This is a genomic window from Flavobacterium suncheonense GH29-5 = DSM 17707, assembly GCF_000430025.1.
GTDB lineage: Bacteria > Bacteroidota > Bacteroidia > Flavobacteriales > Flavobacteriaceae > Flavobacterium > Flavobacterium suncheonense.
In genome coordinates this window covers 54,136-71,423 of sequence record NZ_KE387021.1, presented here as the reverse complement: position 1 = coordinate 71,423, position 17,288 = coordinate 54,136, and the positions used below count along the sequence as shown (strand labels likewise).

17 protein-coding genes and 1 pseudogene are annotated in these 17,288 nt (G+C 40.1%); 11 read left to right on the top strand and 7 right to left on the bottom strand.

The window, feature by feature from the left end; all coding sequences use genetic code 11:
- The 4 genes and pseudogenes from G498_RS16040 to G498_RS0112780 all read left to right on the top strand — a co-directional run.
- A pseudogene (locus tag G498_RS16040) lies at window positions 1-179 on the top strand (HYR-like domain-containing protein); the annotation flags it as partial.
- Window positions 180-188: 9 nt separating this feature from the next.
- The gene (locus G498_RS0112790; protein ID WP_154656457.1) at window positions 189-3,947 is read left to right on the top strand and encodes an HYR-like domain-containing protein; all 3,759 of its coding nucleotides are present in this window, start codon (window positions 189-191) and stop codon (window positions 3,945-3,947) included.
- A gap of 47 nt (window positions 3,948-3,994) precedes the next feature.
- Window positions 3,995-4,903, top strand: coding sequence for a PorP/SprF family type IX secretion system membrane protein (locus G498_RS0112785; protein WP_026981511.1), 909 nt, complete (start codon window positions 3,995-3,997; stop codon window positions 4,901-4,903).
- A gap of 11 nt (window positions 4,904-4,914) precedes the next feature.
- Window positions 4,915-6,846 (top strand): OmpA family protein, encoded by a 1,932-nt coding sequence (locus tag G498_RS0112780; protein ID WP_026981510.1) that lies wholly within the window; start codon window positions 4,915-4,917, stop codon window positions 6,844-6,846.
- 102 nt (window positions 6,847-6,948) lie between these two features.
- Here the strand turns inward: G498_RS0112780 and G498_RS0112775 are convergent, their stop codons facing one another.
- The 6 genes from G498_RS0112775 to pyrR all read right to left on the bottom strand — a co-directional run bounded on the left by G498_RS0112775 (window position 6,949) and on the right by pyrR (window position 11,322).
- The gene (locus tag G498_RS0112775; protein WP_026981509.1) at window positions 6,949-7,455 is read right to left on the bottom strand and encodes a CAP domain-containing protein; all 507 of its coding nucleotides are present in this window, start codon (window positions 7,453-7,455) and stop codon (window positions 6,949-6,951) included.
- Between the two features lie 154 nt (window positions 7,456-7,609).
- Window positions 7,610-8,254 carry a pyridoxamine 5'-phosphate oxidase gene (pdxH, locus tag G498_RS0112770; protein ID WP_026981508.1) on the bottom strand — a complete coding sequence of 215 codons (645 nt, stop codon included), beginning with the start codon at window positions 8,252-8,254 and terminating at the stop codon, window positions 7,610-7,612.
- Window positions 8,255-8,324: 70 nt separating this feature from the next.
- A complete protein-coding gene (locus G498_RS0112765; protein WP_026981507.1) occupies window positions 8,325-9,230 on the bottom strand; it encodes a ribonuclease Z in 906 nt (301 codons plus the stop codon).
- 74 nt (window positions 9,231-9,304) lie between these two features.
- Window positions 9,305-9,637, bottom strand: a complete 333-nt coding sequence (locus G498_RS0112760) for a hypothetical protein (RefSeq protein WP_026981506.1) — start codon at window positions 9,635-9,637, stop codon at window positions 9,305-9,307.
- A gap of 88 nt (window positions 9,638-9,725) precedes the next feature.
- Window positions 9,726-10,652: an aspartate carbamoyltransferase catalytic subunit gene (locus G498_RS0112755; protein WP_026981505.1), complete on the bottom strand. Its 927-nt coding sequence runs from the start codon at window positions 10,650-10,652 to the stop codon at window positions 9,726-9,728.
- Between the two features lie 67 nt (window positions 10,653-10,719).
- The gene (pyrR, locus tag G498_RS0112750) at window positions 10,720-11,322 is read right to left on the bottom strand and encodes a bifunctional pyr operon transcriptional regulator/uracil phosphoribosyltransferase PyrR (RefSeq protein WP_026981504.1); all 603 of its coding nucleotides are present in this window, start codon (window positions 11,320-11,322) and stop codon (window positions 10,720-10,722) included.
- 187 nt (window positions 11,323-11,509) lie between these two features.
- Here pyrR and G498_RS0112745 point away from each other — a divergent pair, with 187 nt between their 5' ends.
- The 5 genes from G498_RS0112745 (at window position 11,510) to G498_RS0112725 (ending at window position 14,913) form a co-directional block, all read left to right on the top strand.
- On the top strand, window positions 11,510-12,388 hold the full coding sequence (locus tag G498_RS0112745) for a pirin family protein (RefSeq protein ID WP_026981503.1): 879 nt from the start codon (window positions 11,510-11,512) through the stop codon (window positions 12,386-12,388).
- Window positions 12,389-12,592: 204 nt separating this feature from the next.
- Window positions 12,593-12,913: a GNAT family N-acetyltransferase gene (locus G498_RS0112740; RefSeq protein WP_026981502.1), complete on the top strand. Its 321-nt coding sequence runs from the start codon at window positions 12,593-12,595 to the stop codon at window positions 12,911-12,913.
- A gap of 100 nt (window positions 12,914-13,013) precedes the next feature.
- A complete protein-coding gene (locus G498_RS0112735; protein ID WP_026981501.1) occupies window positions 13,014-13,628 on the top strand; it encodes a hydrolase in 615 nt (204 codons plus the stop codon).
- Between the two features lie 3 nt (window positions 13,629-13,631).
- Window positions 13,632-14,519 carry a pirin family protein gene (locus tag G498_RS0112730; protein WP_026981500.1) on the top strand — a complete coding sequence of 296 codons (888 nt, stop codon included), beginning with the start codon at window positions 13,632-13,634 and terminating at the stop codon, window positions 14,517-14,519.
- Window position 14,520: 1 nt separating this feature from the next.
- Window positions 14,521-14,913, top strand: coding sequence for an OsmC family protein (locus G498_RS0112725; protein WP_026981499.1), 393 nt, complete (start codon window positions 14,521-14,523; stop codon window positions 14,911-14,913).
- 46 nt (window positions 14,914-14,959) lie between these two features.
- Here G498_RS0112725 and G498_RS0112720 read toward each other — a convergent pair whose 3' ends face one another.
- Window positions 14,960-15,487, bottom strand: coding sequence for a helix-turn-helix domain-containing protein (locus G498_RS0112720; RefSeq protein WP_026981498.1), 528 nt, complete (start codon window positions 15,485-15,487; stop codon window positions 14,960-14,962).
- 307 nt (window positions 15,488-15,794) lie between these two features.
- On the opposite strand from G498_RS0112720, the gene G498_RS0112715 reads away from it, so the two are divergent.
- Window positions 15,795-16,595, top strand: coding sequence for a hypothetical protein (locus G498_RS0112715; RefSeq protein WP_026981497.1), 801 nt, complete (start codon window positions 15,795-15,797; stop codon window positions 16,593-16,595).
- 296 nt (window positions 16,596-16,891) lie between these two features.
- Window positions 16,892-17,275, top strand: coding sequence for a hypothetical protein (locus G498_RS0112705; protein ID WP_026981495.1), 384 nt, complete (start codon window positions 16,892-16,894; stop codon window positions 17,273-17,275).
- Window positions 17,276-17,288 lie beyond the last annotated feature (13 nt).

Below are 17,288 nucleotides of genomic sequence, written 5' to 3'. Positions count from 1 at the left end.
TAAGTTGTTCCTCATTAGTACCAACAGCTGCCGTACTTACCGCTAACGATAATTGTGGCGGAAGCGTAACCGGTGTACCAAACGATGTGGTAATTCCGGGAAGCTGTCCTAATTCATATACAATTTTACGTACTTGGACTTTCACAGATTCTTGTGGTAATAGCTCTACGGCTTCACAAACTATTACCGTGAACGATAATATTCCGCCTGTAGCACCTTCTGCTCCGGCTAATATTACCGTAAGTTGTTCTTCATTAGTACCAACAGCTGCCGTACTTACCGCTAACGATAATTGTGGCGGAAGTGTAACCGGTGTACCGAATGATGTCGTAACTCCGGGAAGCTGTCCTAATTCCTACGTGATTGTACGCACTTGGACTTTCACAGATTCTTGTGGTAATAGCTCTACGGCTTCACAAACTATTACCGTGAACGATAATATTCCGCCAGTTGCTCCGGCAGCTCCGGCTAACATAACTGTGGCTTGTTCTTCTTTGGTACCGACTGCGGCTGTACTTACCGCTAACGATAATTGTGGCGGAAGCGTAACCGGTGTACCAAACGATGTGGTAACTCCGGGAAGTTGTCCTAATTCCTACGTGATTGTTCGCACTTGGACTTTTACAGATTCTTGTGGTAATAGTTCTACGGCTTCACAAACTATTACCGTGAACGACAACATTCCGCCTGTAGCACCTCCTGCTCCGGCTGATATAACTGTGGCTTGTTCAGGATTGGTTCCGGCTATGATTTCTTTAACAGCTACTGATAATTGTAACGGTTCCATTACTGTGTCTGGTGTTGACAGTATTACTTCCGGTAATTGTGCCAGTTCTTATACAATCACAAGAATCTGGACTTTTACAGATGGTTGTGGTAACACTTCATCTGTAAGTCAGACAATTAATGTTGCTGATACTTCTTCTCCAGTATTGCCTCAAGCACCGGCTGATGTAACTGTCGCCTGTAGTGCTGATGTTCCGGCAATGATTTCGCTTACTGCCACTGATACCTGTGCAGGACCAATTACTTCTGTAGGAGTTGATACCATTACTCCGGGAAGTTGCCCTAATTCCTATGTAATTACCAGAACTTGGACTTTTGGAGATTTATGCGGTAATACATCATCCGTTTCGCAAACGATTACAGTAAATGATAACATTGCACCTGTCGCTCCTGCAGCACCGGCTAACGTTACTGTTTCTTGTAGTGCAGAAGTACCTGCGATGATTTCACTAACCGCTAACGATAATTGTCAGGGTGAAATTACAGTACAAGGAACAGACAGTATTACTCCGGGCGATTGTGTTAATTCGTTTGTAGTTGTCAGAACCTGGACCTTTGTGGATGCTTGTGGTAATACTTCATCAGTTAGTCAGACCATAACAGTGGATGATAATGTAGCACCTGTTCCGCCATCACCTCCTGTAAAATTAGAAATCTCTTGTAGTTCTGAAGTACCAGCTATGATTTCACTTACTGCAATTGATAATTGCTCGGGACCAATAACCGTACCAGGTGTTGATAGCATAGCTCCTGGTGATTGTCCAAATTCATTTGTAATTACCAGAACCTGGACATTTACGGATGCTTGTGGTAATACAGCGGTAATTTCACAACTTATTGAAGTTGAAGATACCGTAGCACCAGTAGTTCCTGAAGCTCCGGCCGATGTTACTATAGCCTGTGGAACCGAAATTCCGGCCATGATTTCCCTAACCGCGACTGACAACTGTCAGGGCGACATAACCGCAGAAGGTGTAGATACAATCACTCCGGGACAATGTGTTAACTCTTACGTAATCACCAGAACCTGGACGTTTGTCGATGCCTGTGGTAATACTTCATCGGTATCGCAAACCATCAATGTAAATGATACCATTGCTCCGGTTATTCCTGAAGCTCCGGCTGATGTAACTGTAGCTTGTGGAACCGAAATTCCGGCCATGATTTCCCTAACCGCAACAGACAACTGTCAAGATCCGATAACTGTGGAAGGCGTTGACGCCATCACTCCGGGTGCATGTGCTAATTCTTATATAGTTACAAGAACCTGGACCTTTGTCGATGCTTGTGGCAATACATCATCGGTATCGCAAACCATCAATGTAAATGATACCATTGCTCCGGTTATTCCTGAAGCTCCGGCTGATGTAACTGTAGCCTGTGGATCTGAAGTTCCGGCCATGATCACCTTAACCGCAACAGACAACTGTCAAGATCCGATAACTGTGGAAGGCGTTGACACCATCACTCCGGGTGCATGTGCTAATTCTTATGTAGTTACAAGAACCTGGACCTTTGTCGATGCTTGTGGCAATACTTCATCGGTATCGCAAACCATCAATGTAAATGATACCATTGCTCCGGTTGTTCCTGAAGCTCCGGCTGATGTAACTGTAGCCTGTGGATCTGAAATTCCGGCCATGATTTCCCTAACCGCAACAGACAACTGTCAAGATCCGATAACTGTGGAAGGTGTTGACACCATCACTCCGGGTGATTGTCCAAATTCTTATGTAGTTACAAGAACCTGGACCTTTGTCGATGCTTGTGGCAATACATCATCGGTGTCGCAAACCATCAATGTAAATGATACCATTGCTCCGGTTGTTCCTGAAGCTCCGGCTGATGTAACTGTAGCCTGTGGATCTGAAGTTCCGGCCATGATCACCTTAACCGCAACAGACAACTGTCAAGATCCGATAACTGTGGAAGGCGTTGACACCATCACTCCGGGTGCATGTGCTAATTCTTATGTAGTTACAAGAACCTGGACCTTTGTCGATGCTTGTGGCAATACTTCATCGGTATCGCAAACCATCAACGTGAGCGACACTATTGCTCCTGAATTACCGCCGGCTCCTGTTGATATCACAGTTTCCTGTTCGGGAGATGTTCCGCCATCAATATGGTTGACAGCTACAGATAATTGTGGCGTTGAAATAACTGTCTTGGGAGAAGATTCCTCAACAAGTATTGCAGAAGGAACCTGTATTAATTCCTATATCATCACCAGAACCTGGACGTTTACAGATGCTTGCGGAAACACTTCATCTATCGCACAAATAATAACTGTTCACGATGAAATTGCTCCAATTCTTGAAGATGAAGATTTCCAATCTGAAATGACCGTAACCTGTACAAACATACCAGATATGCCAGAGCTCAATTTTACAGACAATTGTGGTGGTTCGGTAACGGTTGAAAGTTCTCAGGAAATTGCAAATGAAGTACAGGACGAAAATAATCTGATTATCTCCTACGACATCATCAGAACCTGGACAGCTACCGACACTTGCGGAAATTCAACTGTCATTACACAAACCATTCATGTAACTGTTGGCGACACGTTCAATGCAGGAACTAAAGAATTATGTAGTAATGATTCTGCTAATGCAAGTTATAACCTGAATCAGCTGCTGACAGATTTAGTGAGTGAAGACGAATTAGACGGAACATGGACTATTGAAAATGCAGGTTTTGAATCAGCACTTCAAGGCAGCATTTTAAATGTGACTGCACTTCCTGTTGGATATTACACTTTGGTTTACAATTTAGACACTAATGATAGTTTCTGTCCTAGAAAATATGAGTTCTACCTCCATGTTCTTGATGATTGTGGAGTTTTGGCAGAATGTTCTATAAATGTATTTAATGCCGTTTCTCCGAATCATGATGGTTTAAATGACATTTTTTACATTGACGGTATTACCTGTTATGCAGAAAATAACGTAAAAATTTATAACAGATGGGGTATTTTAGTATACGATGAAAACGGCTACAACAATGCGGATATTTCCTTCAATGGTGTGTCTGAAGGCCGTTCTACACTCAACAGAGGCGAAGAATTACCAGACGGAACCTATTTCTACATTTTAAAATACAAAAGTAATGAAACAGGAAACTGGCTGGATAAATCAGGATACTTATATTTAAACAGATAATTCTCATAATACTGTTATGTACTAAAATTAATATTAAATTAGTGATCATGAAAACAAAAATAATAACACTCGTTTTAGGATTAATCGGTATGATGGGGTATTCGCAACAAGACTCACAATACACGCAGTATATGTACAATACTGTTAATATAAATCCTGGTTACGCCGGTTCGCGTGAAGTACTGAGTATTTTCGGATTGCACAGAAGCCAATGGGTAGGACTGGACGGTGCGCCAACCACTAATGCGTTTTCGGTAAACTCCCCTATTGGTGATTCGAGTTTCGGAATTGGGCTATCTGTAGTAAACGACCGCATTGGTCCGGCAGAAGAAAATGCCATCTCCGCCGATTTGTCTTATTTTATTCAAATGTCTGACAATTATAAACTGGCTTTCGGTTTAAAAGGAACTGCCAATCTTTTCAGTATCGATGTCAACAAACTGAACATTCAGCATCAGAATGACCCGCAATTCCAAAATCTGGATAACGATTTCAGTCCGAATGTGGGTGCCGGAATTTACTTGTATTCCGATAAATTTTATGCTGGTTTGTCTGTTCCGAATTTCTTTGAGACCAAACGTTATAAAGACAATTCGATTTCCATTACACAGGAAAGATTACACTATTATTTCATAACCGGATACGTTTTTGAAACAGGCCCTAACTTAAAAATCAAACCTTCCGTTTTAGCGAAAGCTGTTGAAGGTGCGCCATTACAGTTAGATGGTTCCTTAAACTTCCTGCTTTATGAAAAATTAACTCTTGGAGCAGCCTATCGCTGGGATGCTGCGTGGAGTGCGATGGCCGGATTTCAGATTACCAATTCCATTTTTATAGGATATGCGTACGATGCTGAAACTACTCAATTAGAAAATTACAACTCTGGTTCCCATGAAGTTTTCCTTCGATTCGAGTTGTTCAACAATTCTAAAATGTTAACTCCACGTTTCTTCTAAACTGAATGATCATGAAAACCAAAGCAATACTTTTACTGGCAATTTTCACCACTTGCAGCGCATATTCCCAATTAGGAATAGGACGATTGGCAACAGCTGATAAAAAATACGACAAATACGCTTACATAGATGCAATTGAGATTTACGAAAAAGTAGCCGAAAAAGGACATAAATCCGCAGATTTGTTCGAAAAACTGGGCAACTCTTACTATTTCAACGGCGAATATGATAAGGCGGAAAGATGGTACGGCGAGTTATTTGCCATGACCAACGATGTGGAACCGGAATACTATTTCAGATATGCACAAGCACTGAAAGCAGTCGGAAAATATGACAAAGCAGACGAGTATCTTATAAAGTTCTTTCAGAAAACCAACAATCCAACCGGAGAGGAATTGCAGAACAACAAAGATTATCTGAAACAGTTACGCGTAAATTCAGACCGTTATACAGTCGAAAATGCAGGAATTAATACCGAATTTTCAGATTATGGTGCTTTCCTGAAGGGAGACGAGGTAATCTTTACCTCTGCCCGTTCGACCGGCGATGTTTTCCAGAAAAAACACACCTGGACGGGACAATACTTTACAAGATTGTTTACGGCAAAAGCCGGTGAAGACGGAATGCTGAGCGATGCCAAAGAATTCTCGAAAGATTTAGACAGCAAATTCAATGAGGCAACGCCGGTATTTACGAAAGACGGCAATACCGTGTATTTTACCCGTAACAATTACAACGACGGTAAAAAAGGGAAAAGCAGCGATAAAATCAATAAGCTGAAAATTTACAAAGCCACGTTAAAAGACGGCAAATGGACCGATGTAACCGAACTGCCTTTCAACAACGACAATTACAGCGTTGCTCACCCGGCTTTAAGCGCTGATGAGAAAACATTGTACTTTTCTTCAGACATGCCGGGAACTTTGGGACAATCGGATATTTTCCGGGTTGCGATTAACGATAACGGTACTTTCGGATCGCCTGAAAATTTAGGGCCGGCTATCAATACGCCGATGCGCGAGACCTTCCCTTTCATTACAGATAAAAACGTGTTATACTTTGCTTCCGACGATCATTTGGGTATTGGAGGTTTGGATGTTTTTGAAGCCAAAATGAACAAAGACGGAAGTTTTACCGCTATCAAAAATGTAGGAGCTCCCGTTAACAGTGCCAAAGACGATTTCGGTTATGTTGTAAATTCCAAAACACACATTGGTTATTTTACTTCCAATCGTGACGGTGGTGTTGGTTCGGACGACATTTACAAATTCAAAGAAAATGTTTGCGAACAATTGCTGAAAGGAACCATCACCGATAAAGAAACGGCTGCAGCGCTTCCGGGAGCAAAAGTTTCCCTTTTCGATGCCAATATGGAACTGATCAAAGCTGTTGAAGCTAATGAAAACGGTGATTTCGCCTTTGAAGAAAACATCGACTGCGACAAAAAATACTATGTACGAGCCGAAAATCCGGACTACGAAACGAAAGAAATCAGTGTTTCCATTCCGTTAAAATCCGGCGAATCGAGAGCCGATATTGCCTTAGAAAAACGCATCAAACCAATAGAGGTTGGTACCGATTTAGCCAAAATTTTCGACATCAGCATCATCTATTTCGATTTGGACAAATGGAATATCCGCCCGGATGCAGCCGTCGATCTGGAAAAAATCATAGCGGTTATGAAACAATATCCGAACATGAAAGTTGATATCCGTTCCCACACAGACAGCCGACAGACTCATAAATACAATGAGCGATTATCAGACCGAAGAGCAAAATCAACTTTAGAATATATGGTTAAAAACGGAATCGAACGCAGCCGATTGTCTGCTAAAGGTTTCGGAGAGACACAGCTGGTTAACGGATGTTCCGACGGTGTACCTTGCAGTGAGGCCGAACATCAGAAAAACAGACGTAGTGAATTTATTATTCTTAGCATGTAATTTTAAAAATTTACAACCATTAAAAAAGCATCCGTTTTGGCGGATGCTTTTCTTTTTTTGGATTATTTAAACCCAGAAACTAAACACATATTTTTAGTAAGCTTACTTTCTGATAAACAAGTTGGTAAAGTATTTCTTTCCTTCAGCATTCTCTCGTACCGAAATACCACAATGCGTGTAATTACCTTCAATGTTTGCTTTGTGTGACGGGCTTGCCAGCCAGGCATCCACTACAGACTGCGCAGTCGAATAGTTGTATGCAATGTTTTCCCCAACGGAAACCGCACCTAACGTTTCTTTTAAATTATCCTCTCTTTGGGCAAAAAGGGCGTGTGTTAACGTATTAACCGAGATCATATATTCGTCATGATCTTCTGCGACATTCGAAATATGGTTGATTTTTTCAAGCGAATTAAGTCCTTTACTCTCTCTGTACTGATTAATCAATTCGGCAATCTCCAACTCAATAGGACTGTATGCATAGTTATTGTTTACAACATAGTTAGCGCTTTCTGCCGGAGCTGTTTCATCTGTACTATCTGTAGAACAAGAAGCAAAAGTTATGAGTAAGGCAATGATCGATAAGGGGCGAAAAATTGTTACTTTCATAAACTAAAATTTAAATGTTATTGTTTTTGCTTCGGTATCAATTTCAATTCGTAACTCATTGATAACGAGACAAATGTACATCAAATTCGATTAACTGCAAATTAAATCGACGAAATGCACAAAATTTTAACATTTAAATCTATTTTATTAACCTTTAAGGAGATAGTCTTTCAATTTTCCAGTCAAAATTGTCTAAAAGTGTGTAACGGATTCGGTCGTGCAAACGATTCGGTCGTCCTTGCCAAAACTCAACGGAAACGGGTCTGACCAGATAGCCACCCCAGCTTTTCGGTCGCGGGATTGCTCTGTTTTGGTATTCTTTTTCCAAAGTTTTGAGATTTTCTTCTAAATAAGTTCTGGACGGAATCACTTCGCTTTGCGGTGAAACCACAGCGCCGAGTTTACTGCCGTCCGGTCTGCTGTCGAAGTAATTGTCCGAAACGGTTTCAGGAGTTTTCTCGGCAATCCCTTTAATGATTACCTGCCGTTCCATGGAATGCCAAAAGAATGACAGACAGATATTAGGATTGTTGGCAATAGCTTTTCCTTTTTCAGAATTATAATTCGTGTAAAAAATAAAGCCTTCTTCGTTAAACTTTTTAAGCAGTACCACGCGCGATTTAGGAAAACCATCTAAACCAATCGTGGATACGGTCATGGCGTTCACTTCTCCTTCTACTCCCAAATCTTCCGTTTCGTAAAACCAGCGATGAAACAGATTCATCGGATCTTCGGGTATATTGGTTTCCAGAAGTTCGCTCTTTTCGTAGGATTTGCGGTAGTTGCTTAAATCAGACATGGCTTATTTGCATTATTTCTTTTTGGTGAATAACCTGAAAATAAATTTAATTATTCTGCTGAAATAGGTTTCAGAATTCGATTTCTTTTCCATCATCTGCCAGTATTACGTTAGTAAAAACGGTTTGCGCTTCTTCCTGAAAACGCTCAATTTTATCATATCGGGTGGAATAATGTCCCAACAGTAAAATTTCCGCATTAGCCAATTTAGCAATTTTTGCGGCTTGTTTGGCAGTGGAATGCATAGTTTTTTCCGCCAGATATTCTTCGGAATCCAAAAAAGTACTTTCGTGGTACAAAACCGTAACGTTTTCAAGCAGCGGTATAATGCTTTCATCGTAAACGGTATCCGAACAAAAGGCATAGCTTTTAGCCGGTTCCGGATCGAAAGTGAGTTTTTCGTTGGGAATTACACGGCCGTCTTCTAAAGTAATATCACCTCCGTATTTAATTTTATTGTAGTAAACCACATCAATGTCATGATTCAAAATCGCATCGATATTCAGTTTACGCTCTATATTTTTCTCTAGGAAAAGATAACCGTTGGTGTACACCCGATGCTTCAGCGGAATGGTTTTTACGACTACTTTTTCGTCTTCGTAAACCACTTCGCTTTCAGTACTTTCCAATTCATGAAAATATAAATTGTAACCTGTATAAGAATTTGATAATCTGAGTTGTAGCAGGATTATCTCTTTTATTCCTTTAGGTCCGTAAACGTGTAAATCCGCCTGACGGTTTAAGAGCATAAACGTTGAAATCAGCCCAACCAAACCATAAAAATGATCGCCGTGAAGGTGCGAAATGAAAATGTGCTCTATTCTTGAAAACTTGATTTTGTTCTTACGAAGCTGTACCTGTGTTCCTTCCCCGCAATCGATGAGAAACATGCGGTTTTTGATTTCCAGAACCTGAGACGTCGGATTGGTTATAGTACGTGGAGTTGCGGCATAACAGCCTAGAATAGTGAGTTTCATGTGTAAAGTATTCAGTGTTCAGAAAGCAGTATTCAGTAAAAAATCTATGCTTCTAACCGCTACTTTCAACTAAATTAAAAACCTAAATCCCGTTCGATTTCTTCCATTTCAATCATGTCGTGGGCTTCCAAAAGTGTCGGAACCACCAACATGGAAGACGGAACATCATTAAAATCAATATTTTCTGCGACAATTACGAACGATTTTTTGGCTTTTTTGTGTTTTTTAGACAAATCCGCAAAGGCCTTAATTCCTTTAATATCCACCGATTTGTCTTTGGTTATATCCAAAACGAGATTGCGTTCTTTAAGCGCATCGTACTGACTGGTAACCTTTTGCAGAAATTGCAGAATATTACCTTCGGTATCTTTAACTATAGTGGTATGTTCTTTATGCTCTACTTTCATAAATTAATTGGTAAAGTGCTGAAACGCTAAGTTACTGAGGATTTTTAATTTCTACAACAACTTTTCCCTTTTCCCTTTTCCCTTTTCACTACTTAATCTTCTGCGCCAGCAAATAAATCACCGCCATACGAACCGCCACGCCATTCTCCACCTGATTTAGAATTACAGATTGTTGAGAATCAGCCACATCCGAAGTAATTTCAACCCCACGATTGATTGGTCCCGGGTGCATAATTACGATTTCTTTATCAAGCGAATCAAGTAACGCTTTATCCACACCATATTGTTGGGAATATTCTCTTGTGGACGGGAAATAATTCACATCCAAACGTTCATTTTGTACGCGAAGCATATTTGCTACATCACACCATTCCAATGCTTTGCGAAGATTTGGTTCATATTTTACCCCTAATGATTCAATATATCTCGGGATCAGTGTTTTTGGGCCACAAACCATTACTTCAGCACCTTGCATCTGCAAAGCAAAAATATTGGACAACGCCACACGTGAGTGCAGAATATCACCCACAATTACCACTTTCTTCCCTCCTACATCACCAAGTCTTTCTCTAATTGAATAACTGTCCAATAAAGCCTGAGTTGGATGTTCGTGGGCTCCGTCACCGGCATTTACAATGCTCGCTTTTACATTTTGCGAAAGGAAATAAGCTGCTCCGGGGTTTTTATGGCGCATGACCACCATATCCACTTTCATCGAAAGAATGTTGTTTACCGTATCGATAAGCGTTTCCCCTTTTTTAACTGAGGATTGTGCCGCTGAAAAACTCATCACATCGGCCGAAAGCCTTTTTTGAGCTAACTCGAAAGACAATTTGGTACGCGTACTGTCTTCAAAGAAAATATTCGCAATGGTTATGTGTTGTAAAGACGGTACTTTTTTAATCGGACGATTAATCACTTCCTTGAACTGGTCGGCAGTTTCAAAGATTAAATCGATATCGTTTTTGTTGATGTATTTTATTCCAAGTAAATGATTGACACTTAGCTCTTTCATTGTATGTTGTGTTGTTGTATTATTTAGATTGAAAGATTGAAAAATTAAAAGATTAAAAGATTAAAAGTCACATATCCGATTCTTCTCCCTTTCCCTTTTCCCTTTTCTCTTTTCCCTTTTCACTTCTCACTTCCTTCGCCACCAAAAGCACCTGATCTTCCCCATCATTTTCCTTCCAGTTCACGATTACTTTTTCGTTATTGATGGCATCTACCTGTCTTCCGCGGTAATCCGGCTGGATGGGCAAATCGCGACTGAAACGTCTGTCAATGAGCGTTAAAAGCTCTATGCCTGATGGTCTTCCGAAGGACTGAATGGCTGTTAAAGCGGCACGGATGCTTCTTCCGGTGTACAGTACATCGTCTATAAAAACCACTTTTTTGTCTTCTACAATAAAATCGATTTGGGTTTTATTGGCTTCTAAAGGTTTTTCGTTTCGGCGGAAATCATCTCGGAAAAACGTAATATCCAGAAAACCAAGCGGAACGTTTTTGATATTGTATTCCTGCTCTAAAATCTGTTTGATTCTTTCTGCCAGATATTTGCCTCTGGGCTGAATTCCGATAAGAATAGTGTTGGAAAAATCGAGGTGTTTTTCGATTAACTGACAGGCCAAACGATGCAGAATGATATTGACTTCCTTAGAAGTAAGCAATACTTTTTGACTCATAATGAAGTGTTGTGTTTGGGATGTAAAAGTACGATAAATTTATTAATCTGAAAGATTATCCCTGATAATTGAGTAACTTTAGACAATATTTCTTCTTACAATCGCATCGTTTATTTCTTAACCTAAATTAAGTGCTTTCCCACTTTTGATGCCGTAACTTTGTGTAACAATTTAAATCAAGAACATCATGGCAACAAAAAAAATAGAATTAGTAGCCGAACCAAGAGCACCACATTTTGTGGGCGACGGCTTCAGAGTACACAACTTCATTCCAAGCGGATTTCGTTTGGATATGGAACGCATGAGTCCGTTTATCATGTTGGATTACAACTCCAAATATCGTTTTGCGCCGTCTGAAATTCCGAGAGGCGTTGGCGTGCATCCGCACAGAGGTTTTGAAACCGTAACGATTGCCTACAAAGGAAAAGTAGCGCACCACGACAGTGCCGGCGGCGGCGGAATTATAGGTGAAGGCGATGTACAATGGATGACCGCAGCTTCCGGTGTATTGCACAAAGAATATCACGAAGAAGAATTCAGCAAAACCGGCGGAGAATTTCAGATGGTACAGCTTTGGGTGAATTTGCCGGCGAAAGACAAAATGAGCCAGCCCAAATATCAGGCGATTGAAAACAGCCAAATGGGACGTTACGAACTTCCGGACAATGCCGGTTTCATCGAAGTGATTGCGGGAAATTATAAGGATGTAAAAGGCCCTGCTTCCACTTTCACTCCGGTACATATGCAAAATGCAAAACTGAACAAAGGCGGAAAAGCAACTTTTTCATTCCCGGCACATTACAACACCGCTTTATTGGTAATCGAAGGTAGCATCAAAGTAAATGACGACAAAACCGTTCCGACCGATCATTTCGTATTGTTCGAAAACGAAGGCGAAGAATTTACCATCGAAGCATTGGAAAACGCCGTAGTTTTAGTATTAAGCGGCGAACCAATCAACGAACCGATTTTCCCTCACGGCCCATTCGTAATGAATACCCGAGAAGAAATCATTCAGGCCATTGAGGACTTTAATAACGGAAAATTTGGATATCTTGAGGATTAATTGAGAAGCAAGGGATGTGAGATAAGGGATAAGGGATAAGGGATAAGGGATAAGGGATAAGGGATAAGGGGTAAGTATCTAACACTCTAATAATCTTATTATCAAATTATCAAATTATCAAATTATCAAACCATCAAATTATCAAACCATCAAACAATCAAACCATCAAACAATCAAACCATCAAACAATTTAAAAATTAAGAAATGAAACCTGAATTTGAAAATATCCCCTTAGTAAAAAACGAAGCAACCCATCGTTTTGAAATCACTGTTGACGGTCATAAAGCCTTTATCGACTACAAAGAAAGACCGGGAAAAATCTCTTTAATTCACACCGAAGTGGAACCCGAACTCGAAGGCAAAGGTGCCGCAACCGCTGTAATCGAAAAAACATTGGTTTACATCGAGGAAAACGATTATAAACTCGTTCCGCTTTGCCCGTTGGTGTTTGCGTACATCAAAAGACATCCGGAATGGAAGCGTATTGTTTCTGATGATTTTAAAGGATTTGAGGAGGAGAAGTGAGAAAGAGACAAGAAGCAATAAATAAATAAACTTATATGACTCACAGGGTTAAATTTAAATTTTCAATCTTTAAATTATTCAATCTTTAAATCTTCTTAACATGAGCAGTACAGTACCTATTCGCGACCCCAAAACCGATCACTTGCTAAGTCCTGAAAATTCAGCGCTTATTATTATTGACTATCAGCCTGTTCAGGTTTCTTCCATTAAATCGATGGATCAAGCTCTTTTGGTTGAACAGATTGTCCGCCTTGCCAAGACCGCAAAAGTGTACAATATCCCCGTGGTTTTGTCTACCGTAAATGTGAAAACAGGCCGAAATCAGGATACTATTGCGCCTTTGAAAGAAATTTTGGCCGATGAACCTTCCTACGACCGAACAAGTATCAACGCCTGGGAAGACAAAGAATTTTATGAAGCCGTTAAAGCCACCGGAAGAAAAAAACTAATCATGGCAGCCCTCTGGACGGAAGCCTGCTTAACTTTCCCCGCTTTAGACGCTCTGAAAGAAGGCTTTGAAGTTTATCCTGTAGTTGATGCCGTTGGCGGAACCTCTTCAGAAGCTCACAATGTTGCTCTAAGAAGAATGGAACAAGCCGGAAGTCAGCTAATTTCAGTAAACCAATTGCTTTGCGAATTACAGCGCGACTGGAACAGAGAAGAAACCGTACCAGGCTTCTTTCAGGTATTATTTAAAGACGGAAAAATACATTAAACTATGTCAAACGTACAATTAATTATAGAAGAACGTTCTGCCGATATCGGTAACTTTATGGTGGGACGCTTGCTTCCGTTTCGTGAAAAAAGAACCGTTGGCCCGTTCGCCTTTATCGACCACATGGGGCCAACCTGCTTAAAAGACTATCAGAATCTGGATGTTGCACCGCATCCGCACATTGGGCTTTCTACCCTAACCTATCTGTTTGAAGGCAGCATCATGCACCGCGACAGTTTAGGAACCGAAGTGGAAATCCAACCGGGAGCCGTGAACTGGATGACCGCCGGAAAAGGCATCGTGCATTCCGAAAGAACGCCGGAACGCTTAAGAACTTCCGATAAAATGCTGCACGGCTTACAAATCTGGGTGGCACTTCCGAAGGAACTCGAAGAAATGGAACCGAATTTCACTCATGTGGAAAAAGACGATTTGCCGCATTGGGAACAAGACGGCGTTTCCATCAAACTCATTGCCGGGGAAGCGTTTGGCAGAAAATCTCCGGTTCCGGTGTACAGCCCGTTGTACTTTCTGGAGATAAAATCCACATCGGCACAAAAAGTAAAAATCGGTGAAGATTTGTTTGGTGAAAGTGCGCTGTATATCCTCGAAGGAAGCATTACGGACGGCAACAACGTATTCGAACCCAAACAGATTTTAATCGCCAAAGACAGCAAACTCTGCGAATTTGAAATGGCGGAAAACACGACTGTTTATATTTTCGGCGGCGAAGCTTTCCCGGAAGAACGCTTTATTTACTGGAATTTCGTTTCCTCCCGAAAAGAGCGCATCGAACAAGCCAAATCTGATTGGGAAAATCAAACTTTTCCGAAAGTTCCGGGTGAAACCGAATTTGTCCCGCTTCCGCCAGCCTTAAAAAACTTTAAATAACATGGAAAAAATAACTGCACATATCGGAACCCAAAATTATAAAGTTGACGTTCAGGGCGCCAAACAAACCCTAATCATTGATGAGCCGGCCGAATTAGGCGGTCAGGATTTGGGTGTGAATCCGAAGGAATTGCTTGCCGCTTCCCTGGGCGCGTGTACGTCCATCACCCTGAAAATGTATGCCAATCATAAAGGCTGGGATTTAACCGATGTGAATATCGAAGTGACTTTCGACTGGGACAAAGAAAATTCCAAATCGTTCTTCACCCGAAAAATTGAACTGATTGGCAATTTAGACGACACCCAACGCCAACGCCTGCTGAAAATCGCCGACAGTTGCCCAGTGCACAAAGTTTTTATGAATCCTGCGGAAGTGACAACGGTTTTGGTGTAAACCACTCACCTTTCCAAACTGAAAAAATTTAAAAGGGTTGGAATGCCTATTTAAAACGTTCCAACTCTTTTTTTATTAGCTCTTGCAGCTGCTGCTGCGCCTTTAGTTTAAGTTCGCACTGCAACTGCGCCGCCTTTCCGTACTTTTCAATACCGCTCTTGGCTCTGTAGTGTAGCATTGCTATAAATTCCTTTGACGGCCTTTCGTCTTCCGGAAGTTCGGTTTCCAGATATAGCGCCAGTTCCCCGGCAGAAATGCTTTTCTGATACTTCGCCTGTATTTTTTCAAGTTCGCGGTTTAACTCGTAGATTTCGATTTCGGTGTTTCTGAATTCGTGCTCCAATAAGGCAATGCATTTGGCATTTTGCGCTTTATCATCGGGTAATGTGGCTTTTTCCTGTAGTTTCTTTTGTACGTGGTTGTACATCAGTACAAGTTTGAACATTTTGACAGCAGGTAATAACCGTAAACCCAGCTCAAACAAGGCGATTTGACTCTTGGTTGTTTTTAATAAAAAGGCAGTTTCCTCTTGGGTAATGCCTAAAATTGCTCTGTAATCCCTCTGTTTTGTCATGTGAATGGGCGTGTAGTATGCTGTAATTTTTTGATCTTGATTTTTGATTTGATTACAAATTTGTAATTTTTATTTCAAATGTAACAATTTGATTACAATTCTGTAATCTTTTTGAACTATTTTTTCAATTGATTACAAGAGTTATTCACCGTAATGAGCAGTTTGATTGTCAATAACTTTTGGGATGAGTTTGTGAGAAAATTGATATTTTTGGATGGCTGATATGTATTTGTATACATATCTATGAGTTAGCAGCCACTTTAAATTAACGATGCCATAAAAACCCAATCTAAAATGCAAATTTATCATGGATGAAGCAGTTAAACTACCTCATATAAGACTTAAACCTACTATTAAGCAAAAAATTAATTTTCATCCTAGTGAATTAGATAACACTATAGTTCCTGAAGAAAGTAAAAACTGGATTAAGAAATACCAAAAATCAAATCAACTTCATGATGGCTCGACAATTTTAATGTTTGACGATGAGATTGTATATGGATTTGATTTTCTTTATAAAAACGAAAAATATATAGTTCAAGAAGTTAATCCTGTAACAATTTTTTATTCAAATGCTGTTATGTGTCACCGATTACTTGTGGACGCTAGAAATAAATTAATTGCCAATTCTCAAAGAATAAAAGATCTAAAAAAATCAAATACTCAACCAAGTGATTTTTCAGATTTCTTCCAAGTTGCTGTAAATATGATTATAAACTTACAAGCTACTATTGAGAGTTTTGCTAATCGTTTGATTCCAGAAGATTATGCGTTTGTTGACATTAATGGCAATTCGTTCGAACCTTCCATAATACATAAAATAAATACAACTTTACCAGAATTAAAAGGTGAAAAATTTAAATCCAAACATGGAAAACAGAATAATTATTTAAGGCAATTAATTGAATTAAGAAACGAAATTGTACATTTAAAACCTGCAGGAGATCCAAATTCAGCTTATAAAGAAGTTTATCGCAGATTAATAAATTTCAAATATCTTGAAACACTGCAAGCGGTAAGATTATTTGTGGATTTTTATGAAAAGGATTTAATAGAAGAATGTCCTTGTCAAAAGGAATATTTTTATAAAATTGAAGTTATTGAATAACTAATTCTAAAATAAAAGCGGCTGCTAACAGCGGTTTTGTGCAAGCGGGGTTTGGGTGTTTATCGGTAAAGTCAGTGTTTGCACTTCTTCTCCGAAGTGAGGCTTTTTCTTTCAAACTTTTAGGTATATTTGTAAACATCAGTAATAAAAATCCCCGCCTTCACAAAGCCGGCGGGACGTTGCACAACATTTTTAAAACAATCGCAAAAAAAAACAACCAGCCTGTAACCTTTCCGTTTCAGCCCTACTCTAAAATAGTATAAGTCTAATGTATTGTAACACTTAATACTAAAGAAATGGAAAACACAAATTTAAATCAGGCAATCCAACCAACCTTTACTTTATTGAAATTTACTTTTGGCCTTGTGCCCATAGTAGCCGGTTTGGATAAATTCACCAATCTGCTAACCAATTGGGAACAATACATGCATCCCGGCATTAGTGAAATGTTGCCTTTTTCCGCGCACACTTTCATGATGGTTGTTGGAGTGATTGAAATTATTGCAGGTATCATTGTTTTGAAAAAAACCGAACTTGGCGGATATATTGTAGCCGCCTGGCTTACCCTTATTGCCCTTACCCTTCTGGCAAGTTTAAACTATCTGGATGTTGCAGTGCGCGATCTTGTAATGGCAATTGCTGCATTTTCTATGGCCAGAATCGCTAAATTTATACAATAAAACAACAAAGGCA